Origin of the sequence: uncultured Pelagibacterium sp. (assembly GCF_963972885.1) — a bacterium.
Lineage (GTDB): Bacteria > Pseudomonadota > Alphaproteobacteria > Rhizobiales > Devosiaceae > Pelagibacterium > Pelagibacterium nitratireducens.
Genome location: NZ_CAXAXY010000006.1, coordinates 19,101 through 32,352 on the forward strand (window position 1 = coordinate 19,101; position 13,252 = coordinate 32,352).

The following is a 13,252-nucleotide window of genomic DNA, read 5'->3' on the forward strand; positions in this document are numbered from 1 at the left end:
CGGGCCGATTTACGATTTGACCTCATAATACTTTCGTCCTATGCGCAAGCGCAGTATGGTCCGCCGCGAAAACCGGGAGCTGATCCGATCGTGCCCAAATACTTCCTCGGCGTTGATGGCGGCGGCACCAATTGCCGCATCCGTCTCGCCGATGCCAACCTTGAAACGCTTGCCGAAGCCCGTGGCGGACGCTCCAATCTCCAGCTCGAGGGTGGCGATCCGGCCTATGCGTCCATCCAGGAAGGCACGCGGCAGGTCTTTGCGTTGGCCGGGCTCGATTATGCCCAAACAGCCAACACCGAAGTGTGTTTCGGCATGGCCGGCGCACGGCTGCCCTCGGCACGCGAGGCTTTCGCGCTGCGCCCCTGGCCGTTCGCCCATGTCACAGTCTATGACGATATCGACATCGCCCGTGCCGGCGCCCATGAGGGCGAGGATGGCGCAGTCATTATCGTGGGCACCGGTTCGGCTGGCATGGCGCTGGTGAACGGGGAGCGCTTTCAGGTCGGCGGCTGGGGCTTTCACATCGGCGATCAGATGTCGGGCGCCATTCTGGGTCGAGAACTCGTCCGCTACGCCGTCGAAGCCACCGACGGCCTCGTCGATACCTCGCCTCTGACCGATGCCGTCATCGCCCAGCTCGGTGGCGATCTCAACGCCGTCATGGCCTGGAGCTTCGACAGCCGCCAGCCGGCAGACTACGGCGCGTTGATGCCGCTTTTCATTGAATATTTTGAAAAAGGCGATCCTGTAGCGGCCGAACTCATGGAAATCGAGCTTGGCTATATCGATCGCTATGTGTCTTACTTCAAATCCTGTGGTGCAGACAGACTCGCCATTGTCGGCGGCTTTGGCCAAAGGCTCATGCCTTTGCTTCAGATCCGCTACGGCGATTACGTTTCCTTGCCCCGCGCAGAACCGCTGCACGGAGCGGTGATTCTGGCCCGCCAGAACGCCGCCCGCTAATTTTTTAATGACGGAGGCTCGTCCTTGTCCGCACGCATTATTCCGGTCCAGCCCTTCGATTATGTGGTGTTCGGCGCCACTGGCGATCTGACCCGGCGCAAGCTGATCCCGGCGCTGTATCATCGCTTTGCCGATGGCCAGTTCGATGAGCGCTCGCGCATCATCGGTGTATCGCGCTCGGAGCTTTCCGATGCCGATTTTCAGAAATTTGCCGGCGATGCCGTGAGCGAATTTGTGGATAAGGTCGATCAGCACAAGGACGTTGTCGCCCGGTTCGTCTCGTGCTTTTCCTACATCGCCAACGACGTCACCGACAAGGATGGCTGGGCCGATCTCGAAAAGGCCCTGCGCACCGATCCCGAGATCGAACGCGCCTTTTATCTCGCCGTCGCCCCGGGGCTGTTCGGCCCCATCTGCGAATATCTCGACAACAAGGGCTACTGGCGGCGCGATGCCCGCGTGGTTGTCGAAAAGCCGCTCGGCCAGGATCTTGAATCGTCGATGGAAATCAACGATGCGATCTCGGAGGTCTTCGCCGAAGATCAGGTGTACCGCATCGATCACTATCTCGGTAAGGAAACGGTCCAGAACCTTCTGGCTCTGCGCTTCGGCAATATCCTGTTCGAGCCCATCTGGGACGCGGCCCATATCGATCATGTGCAGATCACGGTGGCCGAGGATGTTGGGGCGGGCACGCGCGGCTATTACGACGATTCCGGCGCCCTGCGGGACATGGTCCAGAACCACATGATGCAGCTTTTGTGCCTCGTCGCCATGGAGCCCCCGGCTTCCGACGATGCCAACGCCCTGCGCGACGAAAAGCTCAAGGTCCTGCGGTCCCTCAAGCCGATCACCGGCGACAACGTCTCCAAGTTTACGGTGCGCGGCCAATATAAGGGCGGCGCGGTCAATGGTGGTTCGGTCACTTCCTATCAGGATGAATTGCCGGACGACAAAAAGGGCTCCAAGACCGAGACTTTCGTAGCCATCAAGGCTGAGGTCGAAAACTGGCGCTGGTCCGGTGTGCCCTTCTATCTGCGCACCGGCAAGCGCCTGCCCTCGCGTGTTTCCGAAATCGTCATCCAGTTCCGCGCGATCCCTCATTCGATCTTCGATCATGCCGAGGGCGCCCCAAAGCCCAACAAGCTCGTCCTGCGTCTGCAGCCCGACGAGGGCGTGAAGCTGTTCTTGATGATCAAGGACCCCGGTCCGGGCGGTATGCGCCTGCGCGAAGTGCCTCTGAACCTGTCCTTTGCCGAAACCTTCTCCGAACGCACCCCAGAGGCCTATGAACGGCTTTTAATGGATGTCATTCGCGGCAACCAGACCCTGTTCATGCGCCGTGACGAGCTTGAGGCCGCGTGGCGCTGGATCGATCCCATCCGCCAGGCATGGGACAATGCGTCAGATGCCCCCCAGACCTATACTGCGGGAACATGGGGTCCTACAGCGTCGGTCGCGTTGATCGAACGTGACGGGCGCACCTGGCACGAAGGCGACGCCTGAAACAGTCTGGAGAATACAATGACCATCGAGCGCAACGTCTTTTCGACAAAGGAGCGTTTGGCCGAAACCCTTGCCGACGCAATAGCCGAAAACCTCAATGCCGGGCTCGATGAACGCGGCACGGCTTCGCTCGCCGTTTCGGGCGGCTCGACCCCCAAACGCTTTTTCGAAGTGCTCGGAGCGCGCGAGGACGTCGATTGGGAAAACGTTGCGGTCACCCTTGTCGACGAGCGCTGGGTGGACGAAAATTCGGAACGGTCGAACGCGCGGCTGGTAAAGGAACATCTCCTGGCCGGCCCCGCCTCCGTCGCGGCCTTTGTGCCCCTTTACGCCGGCACGCCCGAACCCGACGCGACTGGGATAGCAAAGTCCAACGCCGCTCTTGATTGCCTGCCCATGCCCTTCGATGCCGTCGTCCTCGGCATGGGCAATGACGGGCACACAGCTTCGTTCTTTCCCGGCGGCGACACGCTTCAGGATGCTCTCAATGCCGACGGTCCGGTCATCGCGATCAACGCGCCTGGTGCGGGCGAACCGCGCGTCACCTTCACGCTGCCGCGTCTGCTGGCCACGCGTGCGCTCTATCTGCATATAGAAGGTGATGAAAAGGCCCATGTGCTCGACAAAGCGCTTCAAACCGGGCCGGTCGAAACCATGCCGGTGCGCGCCGTGCTGTCGCAAAACCATATTCCTGTTTCCCTCTTCTGGTGTCCCTGAGGCCCAACCTGACCCAGGGTCACCTCCTTCATCCTCGCTAAGGAGGCGACCATGACCGTAAAGACCACAATCAAGGACGTGACCGATGCCATAACGAGGCGTTCGGAAGCCTCGCGCCGCACCTATCTCGACCGTCTCGACAAGGCGCGGGCGCAGGGCGTTTATCGCTCGGCTCTGTCCTGCGGCAACCTCGCTCACGGCTTTGCGGCGTGCGGACCGTCCGACAAGGCCCAACTCGCTGGCGATCAGGCGCTCAATCTGGGCATCATCACCTCTTACAATGACATGCTTTCGGCCCACCAGCCTTATGAGACCTATCCTGCCATCATCCGCGAGGCAGCGCGCGAGGCCGGCGGTGTCGCCCAGGTCGCCGGTGGCGTGCCCGCGATGTGCGATGGCGTGACCCAGGGTCAGCTCGGCATGGACCTCTCGCTGTTTTCCCGCGATGTGATTGCAATGGCCGCTGCCGTCGGCCTGTCCCACAACATGTTCGATGCAGCAGTCTTTCTCGGCATCTGCGACAAGATCGTCCCCGGCCTCGTGATTTCGGCCCTTACCTTCGGGCATCTGCCTGCCATTTTCATCCCCGCTGGCCCCATGACCACCGGCCTGCCCAATGACGAAAAGGCCCGCATCCGCCAGCTTTACATGGAAGGCAAGGTTGGGCGCGACGAATTGCTCGAGGCCGAAAGCAAATCCTATCACGGCCCGGGCACTTGTACCTTTTACGGCACGGCCAATTCCAACCAGATGCTTATGGAAATCATGGGCCTGCACCTGCCGGGTGCGAGCTTTGTCAATCCGGGCACCCCGCTGCGCGACGCGCTGACCAAGGCGGCCACCAAACGGGCGCTGGCCATAACGGCACAGGGCAATGAATATACCCCGGCCGGCCATGTCATTGACGAAAAGTCCATAGTGAATGGTCTCGTCGGCCTGCTCGCCACGGGCGGCTCGACCAACCACACAATGCACCTTGTCGCCATGGCCAACGCGGCGGGCTTGAAAATCACTTGGGATGACATGTCCGAACTGTCCGATGCTGTACCGCTTCTGGCTCGCGTCTATCCCAATGGGCTGGCCGATGTGAACCATTTCCACGCTGCCGGCGGGATGGGTTTCCTCATCCGCGAACTGCGCGACGCGGGATACCTCCACGACGATGTGACCACGGTCTGGGGCAAGGGGCTCGACGCCTACACCAAAGAGCCGCGCTATATCGAAGAAGAGCTGACTTTTGAGCCTGCTCCCGCCCAGAGCGGCAACCCCAAGGTGCTGACAGTGGCGTCCGAGCCGTTTGCCAGGACCGGTGGATTAAAGCTGCTCTCGGGTAATCTGGGCAAATCGGTCATCAAGATTTCCGCCGTAAAGGCGGAAAATCGTCTCGTCCAGGCACCCGCACGGGTCTTCCACTCCCAGCAGGGCCTCCAGGATGCTTTCAAGGCTGGTGAGTTGACGTCCGACTTCATCGCCGTCATCCGCTTTCAGGGCCCAAGGGCTATTGGCATGCCAGAACTTCACAAGCTCACCCCGGCTCTGGGCATCCTTCAGGATCGTGGCATCAAGGTCGCGCTTGTTACCGATGGACGCATGTCGGGCGCTTCGGGCAAGGTACCGGCCGCCATCCACATGACCCCTGAAGCGGCCGATGGCGGACCCATCGCCAAAGTGAGGGACGGCGACTTGCTTCGCCTCGACGCTGAAACCGGAACGCTTGAATTTCTGGGCGATGCCCAGGAGTTCGCAGCCCGCCCGGCGGCCACCGAAGATCTGACCGATCAGCATTACGGCATGGGCCGTGAATTGTTCGCCGGCTTCCGGCAATTGGTGGGAACCGCAGATCGCGGCGCGAGCGTTTTTGCCTGATGGAACAGTCGAACCTTACGCTGCTTGCGGTGCCTGTCTTCTCGCCGCTATGCAATCTTGGCTTTGCCCTGCGCCGCGAGGTGTTTGTCATCGAGCAGCACGTGCCTGAAGATCTCGAGCACGATGCCGATGACATGACAGCGACCCACATCGTTGGCATCGCCGAAGGAGCGGTAGTTGCCGTTGCCCGCATCCTGTTCAAGCCCGAACACGCCAAGATCGGTCGCGTTGCTATTGCAGCGTCCCACCGTGGCAAGAAGCTGGGTGCCCGGCTCATTGAATTTGCCGTGCAGCTAGCGGGTGAAAATGGTCAGCCTCGGTGCTATCTCGAAAGCCAGGCTGACAAGACGGGCTTTTATGCCCGGCTCGGATTCATGGCTTATGGGGACCAGTTTATGGACGCCGGCATTCCCCACCTCAAGATGAAGAATTATTGAAAGTGTGGGTTGGGGGCGTTGCCCCCAACCCACTCAGTTCGTCTCGACGCTGTGCTCTGGCGCTGCAGTAACGAGTTGGGACGCTGGCATCTGGACCAGCGCCAGGTAGCGTTCGAACTGGACCAGCACATCCGCTATGAGCTGCTCGCGCGTCATCCCCATGACGTCATAGCCTTTCGACCCGTCCGAGAAATAGGTCCGCGCCTCGTGGCGCACTTCGGGGCGGCTGGCCTCAAAGGCGGTAAAAGCCGCCAGCCGCTGCTCGGAACTCTGCAGGCCATAAACGAAGTTACGCACCCCTTCGGAAGGGGCCACCAGCGCGATGGTCCCGGCGGCCTCGTCTTCCTCCAGGTTCGCGTTCCAGCCCCGTTTGGCCAGTTCGTCCCGCACCTGTTCGAGCGCTGCCTTGGCGTCGCCGTTGATGAAGGCCTTGACCTCCTTGAGCGTTGGCGCCTTGAGCATCAGGGCCAGCCTCCTTTGCCAGGTCAAGCCTGAGGCAGGATGGGCCGGACCGGAATGGGGAGAGGCCGCTTGTGCGTCCTGCTGGGCGAGGTCGGCCCGCATGCCGACATAAAGCGACCACACCAGCGCCAGCATTACGAATGTGAAGGGCAGGGCGCTTGCGATGGTCGCCGATTGCAGTGCGCCGAGGCCCCCCGCCAGCAACAGGCCGGCCGCCACAACGCCCTCCATGACGCACCAGAAGATGCGCTGGGCTGTCGAGGTTTCCGTTTCCCCGCCAGCCGCGATGGTGTCCACAACCAGCGAACCCGAATCCGATGAGGTAATGAAAAATACCGCGACGAGAATGACCGCCAGCGTCGAGGTCACGGCCGGAAGCGGCAGGTAAGTGAAGAACTGGAACAGTCCCACGGCCACGTCGTTGGCAACTGCCGTGCCCAATTCTCCGGCCGCCACCCCCGTATCCACAAACATTGCCGTATTACCGAACACCGTCATCCAGAAGAATGTGAAACCGGCCGGGATGAACAGCACCGCGACGATGAATTCACGCACCGTCCGCCCGCGTGAAATGCGCGCGATAAACATGCCAACGAACGGTGACCAAGAAATCCACCAGGCCCAGTAGAAAAGCGTCCAGCCATCAACCCAGGGCGTGGGTTCATAGGCATAGATATTGAAGGTCCGTAGCAGCAGCGTATCGAGATAGAGACCGATATTCTGGACGAAATCCCTGAAAAGATCCGCCGTCGGTCCGACCAGCAGCACGAACACCATCAGCAGCACGGCCACGACCAGATTGGTTTCAGAAAGGATGCGCACACCCTTGTCGAGCCCCGTGACCACCGAGACGGTCGCCAATGCAGTGATGATCGCAATCAACGGAACCTGCACCTGCGGTCCGATCGGCACGCCGATCAGATAGTTCAGCCCGGCATTGATCTGGTTGACCCCGAGCCCCAAAGAGGTGGCGATGCCGAACATAGTCCCCACAATGGCGAAGATGTCGACAGCGTGTCCGATCGGGCCGTTGATCCGGCTCTTGAGCAACGGGTAGAGCCCGGACCGTATGGTCAGGGGCAGATTGTAGCGATAGCCGAAATAGGCCAGCGACAGCCCCACCACGGCATAGATCGCCCAGGCATGAATGCCCCAGTGAAAAAACGTCACCGCCATCGATTCGCGCATGGCAGCGATACTGCCCGGCTCGGCGGTCGGTGGCGCATAAAAATGGGTCATAGGTTCGCCGACGGCATAAAACATCAGCCCGATTCCCATCCCGGCCGCAAACAGCATCGCTATCCAGGAGAGATATTTGAAATCCGGCGTCGCATCGTCGGGCCCCAGCTTGAGCGATCCGAAACGTCCCAGCGAAAACAGCAGCACCGCCGCCAGGAAAATACCCACCGACAGCAGGTACAGCCAGCCGAAATTGCCAAGAATACCGGCCTGCAATGCGGAAAAGATATCGGCTGCCTGATCGGGCACCACGACCCCGATCAAAAGGAAAACGGCAATAATGATAACGGCGCCGAAAAAGACCGGTGGATTGATGACGAAACCCGAAAACATGAACCCCACTCATTTCTTGTTTTTTTGCCCGGACAACGGCGGCCCGAGGCAATTGACTTGAGTAAAGTCTATCAGGGCGTGGCGTTGTTACAACCGCCTGTGGAAAACAACGCGCTTGGCATTCAGGATTTGCGCGAGGCGGTCTCCTTGAGCAGCAAGTCCTTGGCCTGATTGATTTTGGCGGCCAGAAAGGCCGATCCGCCCGTATCGGGATGAACCTTTTTCATCAGCGTCCGGTGCGCCGCCTTGATGGCGTCCGGGCCCGCGCCGGGCTTGAGCCCCAGCACTTCATAGGCTTCTTCGAGCCCGCTGACGCCGGCAGTGCTCTGGCTTTCGGATTGGCCGTCCTCCTCGCCGGTTTCCATGCCGAATTCGCTGGCAAAATAGTCCCGCCAGCCCGCCCGGTTGGCGTCGAGCCAGCTTTTGAACAGCGCCAGCGAGTCCGCATCGTCGCTCAATTCGTCATAGAGCGCCCAGCACTCTTCTGCAGACAGGTCCGCCAGTCCGCGCCCGGCAAAATGCCCTGAACGTACGGTGCCCGAAACCGCTCCCGTCTCGTGCTCGAGTGCCATATCCAGATAGACCGAAGACACTCTTGAAACATTGTTTGGGTTCGACAGGCCCGCCCCAAAATCGATGGGGCCGAGCCGTCCGCGCATCAACACGCCCAGCCCGCCCGCCGCCATGAAGCTGGCCAAAAGCATTTGGCCGCGCACGCCAAGCACTGCTGCGCCGATCACCAAAACGCCACCGACGATCCAGCGCAATGCGCGCACCAATTGCCGGATCGCGCCCTGTAAAAACAGTGCGTACAGATACAGCGCAATCAGCGCCACCGCGCCGGCAAGCACAAACCAGATCATGAAAGCTGTTCGAGCAGCAGTTTCGCTGGCCCGCCCTGCTGGAGCTTGAGCGCCGCGCGTCCACCGCTCGCATAGGCGGCCACTGCTCGTAGCAGTGCCGCCAGTTCCGCAGCTGCACCGGCGTTGAACCGCGCATAGGCACCTTTGGTGAGCCTTGCGAACTCCTTGAACGCGGTTTGGGCCACCGGGTCATGCCCTTCCTGAAACAGAAACATCGGGCAACCCAAAAGCCCCAGTTCGCCCGCCTTCTGGGCCAGCTTGTCAATGTCTTCTTCCATGGCGTCGCCCACATAGACGACGGCGTTGATCTTTTTGGAGTTGTGCTCGTTTCGGGCGTGGGAAAACACCTTGGACATCTGCGTATGTCCGCCCCGGCAGTCGATGCCGGTCATCAGGCCCGCCAGCGCCCGTGCGTCGGAAACCCAGCGCGAGGCCCGGCATTCCCCAAAGCCGCGGAAATAGATGAGCTGAACGTCGAGCCCGCCGGTCTTGGCCACCGTCTCAAACATTTCTCCCTGCAACTGACAGGCCAGATCCCATGTTGGCTGGCGGCTCATCGTTGCGTCCATGGCAAACAGCAGCCGACCGCGCTGGTCAGTGCTTGCCGTCCTGGTGGCACTCATTGCGCCCACCTTGGCAACGAAGTCTGCAATCTCCGCATGCGATGCGCGATCATCGGTCGGAGGGGTGCTCGGGGTCTTGGTCGGGGTCTTTTCGGCCACGTGCTCTCCTTTCTCTGCAAATATGGGCCGTGCCACCACGCCCCGCAAGTCTGTGCGGCCCGCGCTGCTTGTGTTCGGTTCAATTTTCCGGCAAAAGTGAACTTCGACGCTTTGATTTCCGGGCTTCATCACCAAAAATGCCAATATCGTCAAAGGGCTTCGCCCGGTCCAGCCTTGCGCTCATCATTGTTGGCCTTATGGCGCTGATCGGCATCGTAGGCACGACCATCTGGCTGGTCGAGCGCAACAGGGCCCATTTCGACGAGGTCACCGAAGCCCGTGTGGCCCGCATCGCCGCCGTCGATTTGCGCAATCTGCTCCAGAACGCACAGTCGAGCCAGCGGGGCTATCTGCTGACCCTCGATGACCGTTATCTCGAACCCTATCGCGACGTCGTCGACCGCATCGTCCCGGCTTACGAGTTGCTCAATGAGTTGCTCATTCCCTATCCGGAAGCAGAGCAGTCCATGGTGCAGATGCGCTCCGATATCGAGACCAAATTGGCCGAACTCGACAGGACGCTGGAACTGGCCCAGCAGGGCGATCTCCAGTCGGCGCTGGATCTGGTGCGCACCGATCAGGGCGAAATCATCATGGAGCGCATGCGCACGTTTCTCGATGCCATCGTCTCCGCAGCGGATGAGAGAACCTTCAACGGCGTGGTCGAACAACGCGGCGCGGTCGGCGCACTGCGCATCATCGCAATTATCGGCGCGCTGGTGATTATCGCCGTGGTGGGGGGGGCCGCATGGCTGGTCCTGCGTTACACCCGCGAAATCGATACCGCGCGCGCCGAAGTCGAGAGTGTCAATCGCGATCTCGAAGCCCGGGTCGGCGAGCGTACCCGCGATCTCATGCGCGCCAACGAGGAAGTGCAGCGCTTCGCCTATATCGTCACCCACGATCTGCGCGCGCCGCTGGTCAACATCATGGGCTTTACCTCCGAGCTGGAAGCCTCTCTGGGGCCCATCAACGCACTCGTTGAAAGCCACGCCGGTGATCCCGACGACCCTGTTGTTGTCGAAGCGCGTCAGACCGCAACCGAGGACCTGCCGGAGGCAATAGGGTTCATTCGCTCATCGACAAAGAAGATGGATGGGCTGATCAACGCCATTCTCAAGATTTCCCGCGAGGGTCGTCGAGACCTCAAAGCCGAGCGCATAGATCTCGAAGCGCTCGTGGAGTCGACGGTATCGGCCGTCCGCCATCAGGTTGCGGAAACAGATGGCGATGTCGTCATAAAGGTTGCAACCCCGCCGGTGTTTTCCGACCGCCTGGCGCTCGAACAGATTTTGGGCAACCTTCTCGACAATGCCATAAAGTACAGGCATCCAGAGCGCCCCATCGCCATTACCATCGAGGGACGGCAGGAGCGCGACGGCCGCATCGTGATCGATGTGATCGACAATGGCCGCGGAATTTCTGCCGAAGACCATGACCGCGTGTTTGAACTGTTCCGGCGATCGGGCAACCAGAATGTCCCCGGAGAGGGCATCGGGCTCGCCCATGTGCGCATAATGGCCCGCAACCTCGGCGGCGATATCCAATTGCAATCCAATCCCGATCATGGGACCACATTTACAGTGATCGTGGCGCCTGATCTGCGCGCCATTGCTAAAATCAAGGACCGACCATGACCGACGCCAAACCCGTCACCATCCTTATGATAGAGGACGACGATGGTCACGCACGCCTGATCGAAAAAAACATCCGTCGCGCCGGGGTGAACAATGAAATCATTCCGTTTGTGAACGGCACCGATGCTCTTGCCTATCTGTTCGGCCAGGACGGCAGCGGCACAGTGAGCACGAACCGCCACTATCTCATCCTTCTCGATCTCAATCTGCCGGACATGACCGGGGTTTCCATCCTCGAAAAGGTCAAGGCAAACCCCCACACAAAGCGTACGCCTGTCGTCGTGCTGACCACCACCGACGACGAGCGCGAGATTCAGCGCTGCTACGATCTCGGGGCCAATGTCTACATCACCAAGCCGGTCGATTACGACGGCTTTGCCAACGCTATCCGCCAGTTGGGCATGTTCTTTTCGGTCATGCAGGTCCCGGAGACCGCGTAACGCCGATGCCCAACAGACCCGCCAAAATTCTCTATGTCGATGACGATCCCGCTCTCGGACGGCTGGTCCAGAAGGTGCTGGGCCGGCAGGGGCGCGAGATTATCCATGTCACCTGCGCCGAAAAGGGCTTCGAACGGCTCGGCGAAGGCGATATCGATGTTCTGGTGCTCGATCATTATCTGGCCGACGGCACCGGCCTTGGCATGCTCGAACAGGTCGCCGCCAACGAAGATTCACCGCCGGTCGTCTATGTCACCGGTTCGACCGAAGCGGCAATTGCCGTTGCCGCGCTCAAGGCCGGGGCTGCCGACTATGTGCTCAAGACTGTGGGCGAAGATTTTCTTGAACTTTTGAGCAATGCGGTCGAGCAGGCCATCACGACATCGCGCCTGCGCAAGGCACGTGAACAGGCCGAACGCGAACTGCGCGCTGCCAAGGAGCGCGCCGAACTGGCTCTGGCTGAAGTCAATCATCGCGTTGCCAATTCGCTGGCGCTGGTTGCAGCGCTTGTGAGGCTGCAGGCTTCGGCGGTTGCGGACCCGGCGGCAAAAGAAGCGCTTGCCGAAACCCAGGGGCGCATCTCGGCCATAGCCGGCATCCACAAGCGACTCTATACCACCGACGACGTACGTTTCGTCGAAATCGATGCCTATCTGGGCAATCTGGCCAGCGAGATTCAGATGTCCATGAGCCTTGACGGCGCAGCAGCGGACATCAAGCTCGTGGCCGAGCCCATTCGCATTCCCACCGACAAGGCGGTCTCGGTCGGCGTTATCGTTAACGAACTGGTCACCAACGCCGCCAAATACGCCTATCGGGACCGCGAGGTCGGCGAAATTCGCGTCAGAGCCAGCCAGATAGAGCCCGGCACCTGTGAGATTATCGTCGAAGATGACGGTGTGGGCTGGATGGGTGAGGGCAAAATTCACGGCACCGGTGTGGGGTCTCGCGTCATTGCCGCAACGGCGACGGGCCTTGGTGCGACGCTGGCCTATGACAAGGTGCCTCAGGGTACGCGCGCGCGCCTGCAGATCGAAATCTGATCCGGGGGGCGGGCGGCCACTATGGTTTGAACAACGCCCAGCCGGATAAGACAATCGGCTCGCTGACCTCGCTCGTCTGGGCTACTGCTCCATTTCCAGTACGTAATTTGCGAATTGCTCGATCTGCTCGCGCGCGCCGCTCTCCATGCCCGAGGCGACAACGGCGTCGCGGCTCGCAAAATCGTCGAAATGGGACGTGCCGGTATAGAGGGTCGTCTCGCCAAGATCCTCAAAGCGCTGGGTCTCGCGTCCCTCATTGCCTTCGGTCGATCCGAACGGGCCTTCAAATCCGAAAGTGTTCACATAGCTCTCGGGCGCATCGATCTCGATGAACCGGCCAAAAAAGGTGACCTGGCCAACATCCCGCACGTCCTGCACATAGCGCCAACTCCCGCCGGGCTTGAAATCGTGTTCCAGTATTTCGATCGGTCCGATGGACCTCGGACCCCACCATCGCGCAACGTGTTCGCGTTCGGTATAGGCTTTCCAGACCAGCGCGCGGGGCGCTTTGAATGTCCGGGTGAAGGTGATGATCGGCTTGTCGGTTGGGGTTGCGATGATTGTTTCGCTCACACGATTGCTCCCTGGTTACTGTTTTGATTTGGGATCGCCGCGCTGAAGCTCGGCGAGATAGGTTTCGAACTGGTCGAGATTTTCGTCCCAGAACTTCCGATAGGCATCGAGCCAACCATGCAAATCCTTGAGCGGGCTGGCCACCAATGTGCAGTAGCTGTACTGGGCATCCTTCTTGCGGCTGATCAGCCCGGCATTTTCGAGCACCTTGATGTGCTTGGAGACTGCAGCCAGACTCATCTCGTGCGGCGCTGCCAACTCCCCAACGCTCGCCTCGCCCGATGATAGACGAGCAAGGATCGCACGGCGCGTGGGGTCGGCGAGGGCCCCAAAAACCTGACTGAGAGGGTCGGTGGCAGACATCAAATTAAACCATTTAGTTTTAAACTATTTGGTTTAATAAGGGCGAAGCCAGAATCTGTCAAGCGCTCGTTTGCCGAGCACTCCA

The 13,252-nt window shown here is 60.3% G+C and carries 13 protein-coding genes; 8 read left to right on the forward strand and 5 right to left on the reverse strand.

Translation table 11 applies throughout. The features are described from left to right. Nucleotides 1-90: 90 nt before the first annotated feature. From AACZ55_RS02150 to AACZ55_RS02170, 5 genes are read left to right on the forward strand one after another with little or no spacing between them, the layout of a single operon-like run. Nucleotides 91-966: a BadF/BadG/BcrA/BcrD ATPase family protein gene (locus AACZ55_RS02150; RefSeq protein ID WP_339642553.1), complete on the forward strand. Its 876-nt coding sequence runs from the start codon at nucleotides 91-93 to the stop codon at nucleotides 964-966. A gap of 24 nt (nucleotides 967-990) precedes the next feature. Continuing rightward, entirely contained in the window at nucleotides 991-2,472 is a 1,482-nt protein-coding gene (gene zwf / locus AACZ55_RS02155; RefSeq protein WP_339642556.1) for a glucose-6-phosphate dehydrogenase, read from the forward strand. Nucleotides 2,473-2,490: 18 nt separating this feature from the next. Beyond that, nucleotides 2,491-3,189: a 6-phosphogluconolactonase gene (gene pgl, locus AACZ55_RS02160; RefSeq protein WP_339642559.1), complete on the forward strand. Its 699-nt coding sequence runs from the start codon at nucleotides 2,491-2,493 to the stop codon at nucleotides 3,187-3,189. A 51-nt stretch (nucleotides 3,190-3,240) separates the two neighbouring features. Then, complete coding sequence (gene edd / locus AACZ55_RS02165) at nucleotides 3,241-5,055, forward strand: phosphogluconate dehydratase (protein ID WP_339642562.1); 1,815 nt, start codon at nucleotides 3,241-3,243, stop codon at nucleotides 5,053-5,055. Beyond that, nucleotides 5,055-5,492, forward strand: coding sequence for a GNAT family N-acetyltransferase (locus AACZ55_RS02170; RefSeq protein ID WP_339642565.1), 438 nt, complete (start codon nucleotides 5,055-5,057; stop codon nucleotides 5,490-5,492). Before edd ends, AACZ55_RS02170 begins: the two co-directional genes overlap by 1 nt. Before the next feature lie 33 nt (nucleotides 5,493-5,525). On the opposite strand, the gene AACZ55_RS02175 is transcribed toward AACZ55_RS02170, so the two are convergent. The 3 genes from AACZ55_RS02175 to AACZ55_RS02185 all read right to left on the reverse strand — a co-directional run bounded on the left by AACZ55_RS02175 (nucleotide 5,526) and on the right by AACZ55_RS02185 (nucleotide 9,111). Continuing rightward, nucleotides 5,526-7,526: a BCCT family transporter gene (locus tag AACZ55_RS02175; protein ID WP_339642568.1), complete on the reverse strand. Its 2,001-nt coding sequence runs from the start codon at nucleotides 7,524-7,526 to the stop codon at nucleotides 5,526-5,528. A gap of 122 nt (nucleotides 7,527-7,648) precedes the next feature. Continuing rightward, the gene (locus AACZ55_RS02180) at nucleotides 7,649-8,389 is read right to left on the reverse strand and encodes a DnaJ domain-containing protein (protein ID WP_338608008.1); all 741 of its coding nucleotides are present in this window, start codon (nucleotides 8,387-8,389) and stop codon (nucleotides 7,649-7,651) included. Next, nucleotides 8,386-9,111, reverse strand: coding sequence for a VWA domain-containing protein (locus AACZ55_RS02185; RefSeq protein WP_339642572.1), 726 nt, complete (start codon nucleotides 9,109-9,111; stop codon nucleotides 8,386-8,388). The genes AACZ55_RS02180 and AACZ55_RS02185 overlap by 4 nt, the downstream gene beginning before the upstream one ends. Nucleotides 9,112-9,248: 137 nt before the next feature. On the opposite strand from AACZ55_RS02185, the gene AACZ55_RS02190 reads away from it, so the two are divergent. From AACZ55_RS02190 to AACZ55_RS02200, 3 genes are read left to right on the forward strand one after another with little or no spacing between them, the layout of a single operon-like run. After that, nucleotides 9,249-10,748 (forward strand): ATP-binding protein, encoded by a 1,500-nt coding sequence (locus AACZ55_RS02190; RefSeq protein ID WP_339642574.1) that lies wholly within the window; start codon nucleotides 9,249-9,251, stop codon nucleotides 10,746-10,748. Continuing rightward, nucleotides 10,745-11,188, forward strand: a complete 444-nt coding sequence (locus AACZ55_RS02195) for a response regulator (RefSeq protein ID WP_338608005.1) — start codon at nucleotides 10,745-10,747, stop codon at nucleotides 11,186-11,188. Before AACZ55_RS02190 ends, AACZ55_RS02195 begins: the two co-directional genes overlap by 4 nt. Nucleotides 11,189-11,193: 5 nt before the next feature. After that, nucleotides 11,194-12,231, forward strand: coding sequence for a histidine kinase dimerization/phosphoacceptor domain -containing protein (locus tag AACZ55_RS02200; protein ID WP_339642577.1), 1,038 nt, complete (start codon nucleotides 11,194-11,196; stop codon nucleotides 12,229-12,231). An 81-nt stretch (nucleotides 12,232-12,312) separates the two neighbouring features. On the opposite strand, the gene AACZ55_RS02205 is transcribed toward AACZ55_RS02200, so the two are convergent. Further along, nucleotides 12,313-12,804, reverse strand: coding sequence for an SRPBCC domain-containing protein (locus tag AACZ55_RS02205; RefSeq protein ID WP_339642580.1), 492 nt, complete (start codon nucleotides 12,802-12,804; stop codon nucleotides 12,313-12,315). Between the two features lie 15 nt (nucleotides 12,805-12,819). After that, the gene (locus AACZ55_RS02210) at nucleotides 12,820-13,167 is read right to left on the reverse strand and encodes a metalloregulator ArsR/SmtB family transcription factor (protein ID WP_339642583.1); all 348 of its coding nucleotides are present in this window, start codon (nucleotides 13,165-13,167) and stop codon (nucleotides 12,820-12,822) included. Nucleotides 13,168-13,252: the final 85 nt, after the last annotated feature.

What these genes read in the sequence shown, in the direction of transcription:
- pgl (WP_339642559.1), top strand. Translation starts at nt 2,491, where the DNA reads ATGACCATCGAGCGCAACGTCTTTTCGACAAAGGAGCGTTTGGCCGAA.
- edd (WP_339642562.1), top strand. Translation starts at nt 3,241, where the DNA reads ATGACCGTAAAGACCACAATCAAGGACGTGACCGATGCCATAACGAGG.
- AACZ55_RS02170 (WP_339642565.1), top strand. Translation starts at nt 5,055, where the DNA reads ATGGAACAGTCGAACCTTACGCTGCTTGCGGTGCCTGTCTTCTCGCCG.
- AACZ55_RS02175 (WP_339642568.1), bottom strand. Translation starts at nt 7,526, where the DNA reads ATGTTTTCGGGTTTCGTCATCAATCCACCGGTCTTTTTCGGCGCCGTT.
- AACZ55_RS02180 (WP_338608008.1), bottom strand. Translation starts at nt 8,389, where the DNA reads ATGATCTGGTTTGTGCTTGCCGGCGCGGTGGCGCTGATTGCGCTGTAT.
- AACZ55_RS02190 (WP_339642574.1), top strand. Translation starts at nt 9,249, where the DNA reads ATGCCAATATCGTCAAAGGGCTTCGCCCGGTCCAGCCTTGCGCTCATC.
- AACZ55_RS02195 (WP_338608005.1), top strand. Translation starts at nt 10,745, where the DNA reads ATGACCGACGCCAAACCCGTCACCATCCTTATGATAGAGGACGACGAT.
- AACZ55_RS02200 (WP_339642577.1), top strand. Translation starts at nt 11,194, where the DNA reads ATGCCCAACAGACCCGCCAAAATTCTCTATGTCGATGACGATCCCGCT.
- AACZ55_RS02210 (WP_339642583.1), bottom strand. Translation starts at nt 13,167, where the DNA reads ATGTCTGCCACCGACCCTCTCAGTCAGGTTTTTGGGGCCCTCGCCGAC.